The sequence below is a fragment of the Hydrogenophaga sp. genome (genome assembly GCF_026125825.1).
Taxonomy (GTDB): domain Bacteria; phylum Pseudomonadota; class Gammaproteobacteria; order Burkholderiales; family Burkholderiaceae_C; genus Hydrogenophaga.
In genome coordinates, this window is sequence record NZ_JAHCKK010000152.1 from 1 (window position 1) to 6007 (window position 6007).

The window sequence follows — 6007 nt, forward strand, 5'->3', positions numbered from 1 at the left end:
GGTGGCACAGGCCGAGATCGCGATGATCAAGATCGTGGCGCCCAACATGGCCACCCGCATCATCGACTGGGCCATGCAGGCGTACGGCGGCGCGGGCATCAGCGGCGACACGCCGCTGGCCTACAGCTACGCCCATCAACGGACGCTGCGCTTTGCCGATGGCCCGGACGAAGTGCACCGCAACGCGCTGGCCAAGCTGGAGCTCGCCAGGTACGCGGCCAACCCCAAGGCCGTGGAGATGCCGATCACGCGCGGCAGCTGAGCCGGCTCGCTCGGCCAGGGGTCAAGCATGTTTTGAGGCTGCGGCCAGCGTCCAGCGGGCGCAGGCAGCCATCAAATCTGTAGCAACCAGGAAACGGCGCCCACGTGGCGCCGTTCTTCTTGGAGCCCCTGCATGGGCTTGCCGGCCCTGCCTGCACGATCCGCCGCGCATCGGCACAATGGCGCGTCGTTTCCCCATCCACTCTCACCCATCCCACGCCGGAGCCTTCGATGATCGACCTCTATTCCTGGGCCACGCCCAACGGCCACAAGGTGCACATCATGCTGGAGGAGTGCGGCCTGCCCTACCGCGTGCACGGCATCGACATCGGCAAGGGCGAGCAGTTCGCGCCCGAGTTCCTGGCCATCAGCCCCAACAACAAGATCCCGGCCATCGTCGACGCCGAAGGGCCGGACGGCCAGCCGATCTCGCTGTTCGAGTCCGGCGCCATCCTGCTCTACCTGGCCGGCAAGACCGGCCGCTTCCTGCCGCAGGACGTGCGCGGCAAGTACCAGACGCTGGAATGGCTGATGTTCCAGATGGGTGGCGTAGGCCCCATGCTTGGCCAGAACCACCACTTCCGCCAATACGCGCCCGAGAAGATCGGCTACGCCATTGATCGCTACACCAACGAAGCCAAGCGGCTCTACGGCGTCATGGACCGGCAGCTCAAGGGGCAGAAGTTCATCGCCGGCAACCAGTACAGCATCGCCGACATCGCCATCTTTCCCTGGTTGCGCAACTGGCAGAACCAGGGCATCGACTGGGCCGACTTCCCGAACCTGAAGATTTGGTTCGACACCATCGCCGCCCGGCCCGCGGTGCAGCGGGGCGTGGCCGTCCTGGCCGACGCGCGCCGGCCGATCACCGACGACAAGTCGCGCGAAGTGCTGTTTGGCAAGACGCAATACGAAAAACGCTGAGTCGGGCCAGAACGCCGCCCTTGAGCGGGTACAATTCGCCGCTTAGTCGGAGCGTAGCGCAGCCTGGTAGCGCATCTGCTTTGGGAGCAGAGGGTCGCGAGTTCGAATCCCGCCGCTCCGACCATTCATCAAGAACAAAAAGGCCCACAGCGTGGGCCTTTTTTGCATCACCAGTCGCCCTGTCTGCCCGTAGCTCAACTGGATAGAGCAGCTGCCTTCTAAGCAGCAGGTCGGGGGTTCGAGTCCCTCCGGGCAGGCCAAGCACCCCTCGGGTTTACCCGATACGCGGCCTCCAAGTTCATGAAGTATATTGCAGCTTCTGCATCATGAACGCCGCTTCCAGACCCCTCATCATCCTCGTCGGCACGGTCACCAACACCGCCGAGCAAGTGGCGCGTGCGATCGAGATGGATTGCGCCGACCTGATCCAGCCCATCGAAGTGCATCGCATGGAGGGACTTGACATCCGCGCATTCGACCGAGATGCACTATACGTCATATGCTCATCCACCCACGGTGCCGGTGACGTGCCCCAGAACGCGCAAACCCTGTACGAGTCCCTGGGCAGCGAGCCAAGGTACCTGGGTCATGTGCGTTATGGGGTGATCGCGCTGGGCGACAGCATCTACCCCAACACCTTCTGCCATGGCGGACTGCGCTTCGACGAGCGCCTGGCGGATCTGGGCGCCGTGCGTCTGGGCGAGGTGTTTCGCCACGATGCCTCCGACGGCACCGACGCCGTGGCCGCAGGTGTGGCCTGGTGCCGCAACTGGTTGGCCCAGTGCGTGAAGCCCTCTTCAATTCACACATAAATGTTTTAGACCTCAAGTACGGGTAATTCTGGATCGTCAATCCCCTACCCCGCGTCTACAGTGAACCGCATTCCGGCAACCACCCACAGGAGACCTCCATGACCACCCGCCGAATCGTTCTGACCCGCAGCGCCGCCGTGATCGGCGCCGCATCCACCGGCCTGTTGCTGCCGCAGATCGTGCGCGCACAGTCCGACAAGGTGCGCGTGGGCTTCATGCTGCCGTACACCGGCACCTTCGCCCAGCTCGGCGTGGCGATCGAAAACGGCTTCCGCATGGCGCTCAACGAGCAAGGTGGCAAGCTGGGTGGCCGTGAAGTCGAGTACTTCAAGGTGGACGACGAATCCAACCCCGCCAAGGGCATCGAGAATGCGACGCGCCTGGTGCAACGCGACAAGGTGGACGTGCTCGTGGGCACCGTTCACTCCGGTGTGCAGATGGGCATCCACAAGGTCGCGCGCGACACCGGTGTGCTCAACCTGATCCCCAACGCGGGCGTGCACGTGGCCACCCGCGCCCAGTGCGCCCCCAATGTGTTCCGCACCTCCTTCACCAATTCGCAACCCACGCTGGCGCTGGGCAAGGCGATGGTGGCCAATGGCCACAAGAAAGCGGTGTGGATCACCTGGAACTACGCGGCCGGCGACGAAGCCTTTGAAGGCTTCGAGCAGAGCTACACCGCGGCTGGCGGCACCATCCTGAAGAAGCTCGGGCTGCCCTTCCCCAACGTGGAATTCCAGGCGCTGCTCACCGAGATCGCCTCGCTCAAGCCCGATGCCGTGGCCTGCTTCTTCGCCGGCGGCGGCGCAGCCAAGTTCATGAGCGACTACGCCGCGGCCGGCCTGAACAAGACCATCCAGCTCTATGGTTCGGGCTTCCTGACCGAAGGCGTGCTGGAAGCGGCCGGTCCCGCGGCCAACGGCGTGCTCACCACCATGCACTACGGCGATTCGCTGAACACCCCGCGCGACAAGCAGTTCCGCCTGGAGTACGCCAAGGCCTTCCGCCTGCAGCCCGACGTGTATGCCGTGCAAGGCTACGACACCGGCCTGCTGCTGATCAAGGGCGCCAACGCCGTCAAGGGCGACCTCAACAACAAGAAGGCGCTGTACGCCGCCATGGAAGGCGCCACCATCGACAGCCCGCGCGGCAAGTGGACCATGAGCAAGGCCCACAACCCCATCCAGGACATCTACATGCGCAAGGTCGAGAACAAGGAAAACAAGGTGATCGGCATCGCGCAGAAGGCCGTGGCCGACCCCGCCACCGGCTGCCGCATGGGCTGAACGCCTGCCTCGTTTCTGCCACCACAGACCGGCGCCCACAGGCGCTGGTCTGGTTTTTGCTCGCCTTCTCGGCCTGATCCTCACCGCCCCGCTACATGGACTTCGCCAACTTCCTGATCCAGTTGCTCAACAGCCTGCAGTACGGCCTGCTGCTGTTCATGCTGGCGGCCGGGCTCACACTGATCTTTGGCATCATGGGCGTGGTCAATCTGGCGCACGGCAGCTTCTACATGCTCGGCGCCTACCTCGCATGGTTCCTGGTGTCGCAGCTCGACAGCCTGGTGCTGGCCATCGTGCTCGGCACCGTCATCGCCGTGGTCCTGGGCTGGCTGCTCGAGTGGCTTCTGTTCCGCCACTTCTACCACCGAGACCACCTGGACCAGGTGCTGCTGACCTTCGGCCTGATCTACATCTTCGAGGAAGTGCGCTCCATCCTCTGGGGCGACGATGTGCATTCGGTGCAGGTGCCCGAGATGCTGAACTGGTCGATCCCGCTCACCGACAACCTGTCCTACCCGGCGTACCGGCTGGTGATGTCAGGCGTGTGCATCCTGCTCGCGCTTGGCCTGTACCTGCTGATCTCCAAAACCCGCCTGGGCATGAAAATCCGCGCGGGCGCGTTCAACCGCGAGATGACGGAGTCGCTCGGCATCAACACACGCCTGATACACGGCGTGGTGTTCGCGCTGGGCGTGGCGCTCGCGGCCATTGCCGGCATGATCGCCTCGCCCATCTCCAGCGTCTACCCGGGCATGGGGAGCTCGGTCCTGATCATGTGTTTCGTGGTGGTCGTCATCGGTGGCATCGGCTCGGTGCGCGGAGCCCTCGTGGCCGCACTGCTGGTGGGCCTGGTCGACACCTTCGGCAAGGTGCTGCTGCCACAGATTGCGGGCATGGCCGTCTACATGCTCATGGCCGCCGTGCTGCTTTACAAGCCTGAAGGGCTGTTCAAACAATGAGTTCGCCCAAAGCCCAGTTGGAAAAACTGCCGCGCAGCATGCAGGTGATCCTGCTGCTGGGCGCCATCGCCCTCGCCGCCTTCCCGCTCATGCCGCTGACCGGCGCGGACTTCTACCTGCAGATGCTTTCTCAGATGATGATCCTGGCGATCTTCGCGATGAGCCTCGATTTGCTGCAGGGCGTGACCGGTCTGGTCTCGCTTGGCCATGCGGCCTACTTTGGCCTGGCGGGCTACGCCCTGGCCTTCCTCACGCCGGCCGACACGCCCATCAGCCTGTGGTGGGCGTTGCCCGCCTCGGCCCTGGGCGCGGGCCTGGCGGCGCTGATCATCGGCTTCTTCGTGGTGCGCACGCACGGCATCTACTTCATCATGGTCACCATGGCCTTCGCGCAGATGGTGTTCTTCCTGTTTTTCGACAACAAGGCCCTCGGCGGCTCCGACGGCCTGTACGTGAACTTCCGGCCCGACGCCTCGCTGTTCGGCTGGACGGGCATCGACCTGGAAAACAAGACCACCTTCTACTACTTCACCCTTCTGCTGCTGGTGCTGGTCTATGCCTTCCTGCGGCGCCTGCTTTTCTCGCCCTTTGGGCGCGTGCTCGCCGGCATCCGGGTGAACGAGCACCGCATGCGCGCCGTGGGCTACGGCACCTTCGGCTACAAGCTGACCGCCTTCACCCTGGCCGGCGCGCTGGCCGGGGTCGCGGGTTTCCTGTGGGCCGCCCAGACTGGCTACGTGAACCCCGAGCTCATGGGCTTTCACATGAGCGCGCACGCGATCATGATGGTCATCCTCGGCGGCATGGGCAACTTCGCCGGCGCCATCGTGGGCGCTTTCGCCTTCGAGTACGTCATGCATTTCTTCAAGGACCTCACCAAGCACTGGCAGCTGCTGATGGGCAGCTTCATCGTGTTGATCGTGGTGTTCGCGCCCCGAGGCCTGCTGGGCCTGGTGGCGCAGTTCTCCCGCAAGCGGGGTGCCCCATGAGCGAACTGCTGCTCTCGGCCAGGAACCTCACCAAGCGATTCGGCGGCCTGGCCGCCGTCAACGACGTGTCGGTCGACCTGCATCGCGACCACATCCACGCCGTGATCGGGCCCAACGGCGCGGGCAAGTCCACCTTGACCAACCTGCTCTCAGGCGACCTTCCCCCCACCTCGGGCCGCATCACGCTCAACGGCACCGAGACGGCCGGCAAAAGCCCCGAGCGCATCTCGCGCCTCGGCCTGGGCCGCAGCTACCAGAAGACCAACATCTTCCTGCCCTTCACCGTGTGGGACAACGTGCGCCTGGCCGCGCAGTCGCGCGAACGCCATGGCCCGTGGAACCCGCTGCGCTGGCTCTGCGCAGCCAGCGCCATGACCGAGGTCAATCGCCGCTGCGAACGTGCCATCGAGCTCGCCGGCCTCTCGGCCCGTGTGGGCAGCATCGCAGGCACCACCAGCCACGGCGAGCAGCGCCAGCTGGAGATTGCCATGACCCTGGCCACCGAGCCCACGGTGCTGCTGCTCGACGAACCCCTGGCTGGCATGGGTCAGGCCGAGGCGGAGCGCATGGTCGATCTGCTGCTCAAGATCAAGAAGGCCCATGCCATGATGCTCGTGGAGCACGACATGGATGCCGTGTTCGCCCTGGCCGACCGGCTCACCGTGATGGTCAACGGTGAGGTGATTGCGAGCGGCACGCCGGCCGAAGTGCGCAGCGACGCCAGCGTGCAGGCGGCCTACCTCGGCGAGGAACACGCATGTCCGCCTTGATCCAGG

General features: G+C 64.7%; 7 protein-coding genes and 2 tRNA genes. All 9 read left to right on the plus strand.

Annotated features, from left to right (window positions below):
- Positions 1–262: acyl-CoA dehydrogenase family protein (locus KIT86_RS23785; RefSeq protein ID WP_297403013.1), on the plus strand; the 262-nt coding region annotated here is incomplete at its 5' end.
- 230 nt (positions 263–492) lie between these two features.
- The gene (locus tag KIT86_RS23790) at positions 493–1185 is read left to right on the plus strand and encodes a glutathione binding-like protein (RefSeq protein ID WP_297403015.1); all 693 of its coding nucleotides are present in this window, start codon (positions 493–495) and stop codon (positions 1183–1185) included.
- Between the two features lie 47 nt (positions 1186–1232).
- A tRNA-Pro gene (locus tag KIT86_RS23795) sits at positions 1233–1309 on the plus strand.
- A 59-nt stretch (positions 1310–1368) separates the two neighbouring features.
- Positions 1369–1445: transfer RNA gene (locus KIT86_RS23800), tRNA-Arg, on the plus strand.
- Positions 1446–1511: 66 nt separating this feature from the next.
- Positions 1512–1997 (plus strand): flavodoxin domain-containing protein, encoded by a 486-nt coding sequence (locus KIT86_RS23805; RefSeq protein ID WP_297403017.1) that lies wholly within the window; start codon positions 1512–1514, stop codon positions 1995–1997.
- Between the two features lie 98 nt (positions 1998–2095).
- The gene (locus tag KIT86_RS23810; RefSeq protein ID WP_297403018.1) at positions 2096–3283 is read left to right on the plus strand and encodes an ABC transporter substrate-binding protein; all 1188 of its coding nucleotides are present in this window, start codon (positions 2096–2098) and stop codon (positions 3281–3283) included.
- Positions 3284–3378: 95 nt separating this feature from the next.
- The gene (locus KIT86_RS23815; protein ID WP_297403019.1) at positions 3379–4242 is read left to right on the plus strand and encodes a branched-chain amino acid ABC transporter permease; all 864 of its coding nucleotides are present in this window, start codon (positions 3379–3381) and stop codon (positions 4240–4242) included.
- Positions 4239–5231 (plus strand): branched-chain amino acid ABC transporter permease, encoded by a 993-nt coding sequence (locus tag KIT86_RS23820; RefSeq protein WP_297403021.1) that lies wholly within the window; start codon positions 4239–4241, stop codon positions 5229–5231. Before KIT86_RS23815 ends, KIT86_RS23820 begins: the two co-directional genes overlap by 4 nt.
- Positions 5228–6001, plus strand: a complete 774-nt coding sequence (locus KIT86_RS23825) for an ABC transporter ATP-binding protein (RefSeq protein WP_297403023.1) — start codon at positions 5228–5230, stop codon at positions 5999–6001. The genes KIT86_RS23820 and KIT86_RS23825 overlap by 4 nt, the downstream gene beginning before the upstream one ends.
- Positions 6002–6007: the final 6 nt, after the last annotated feature.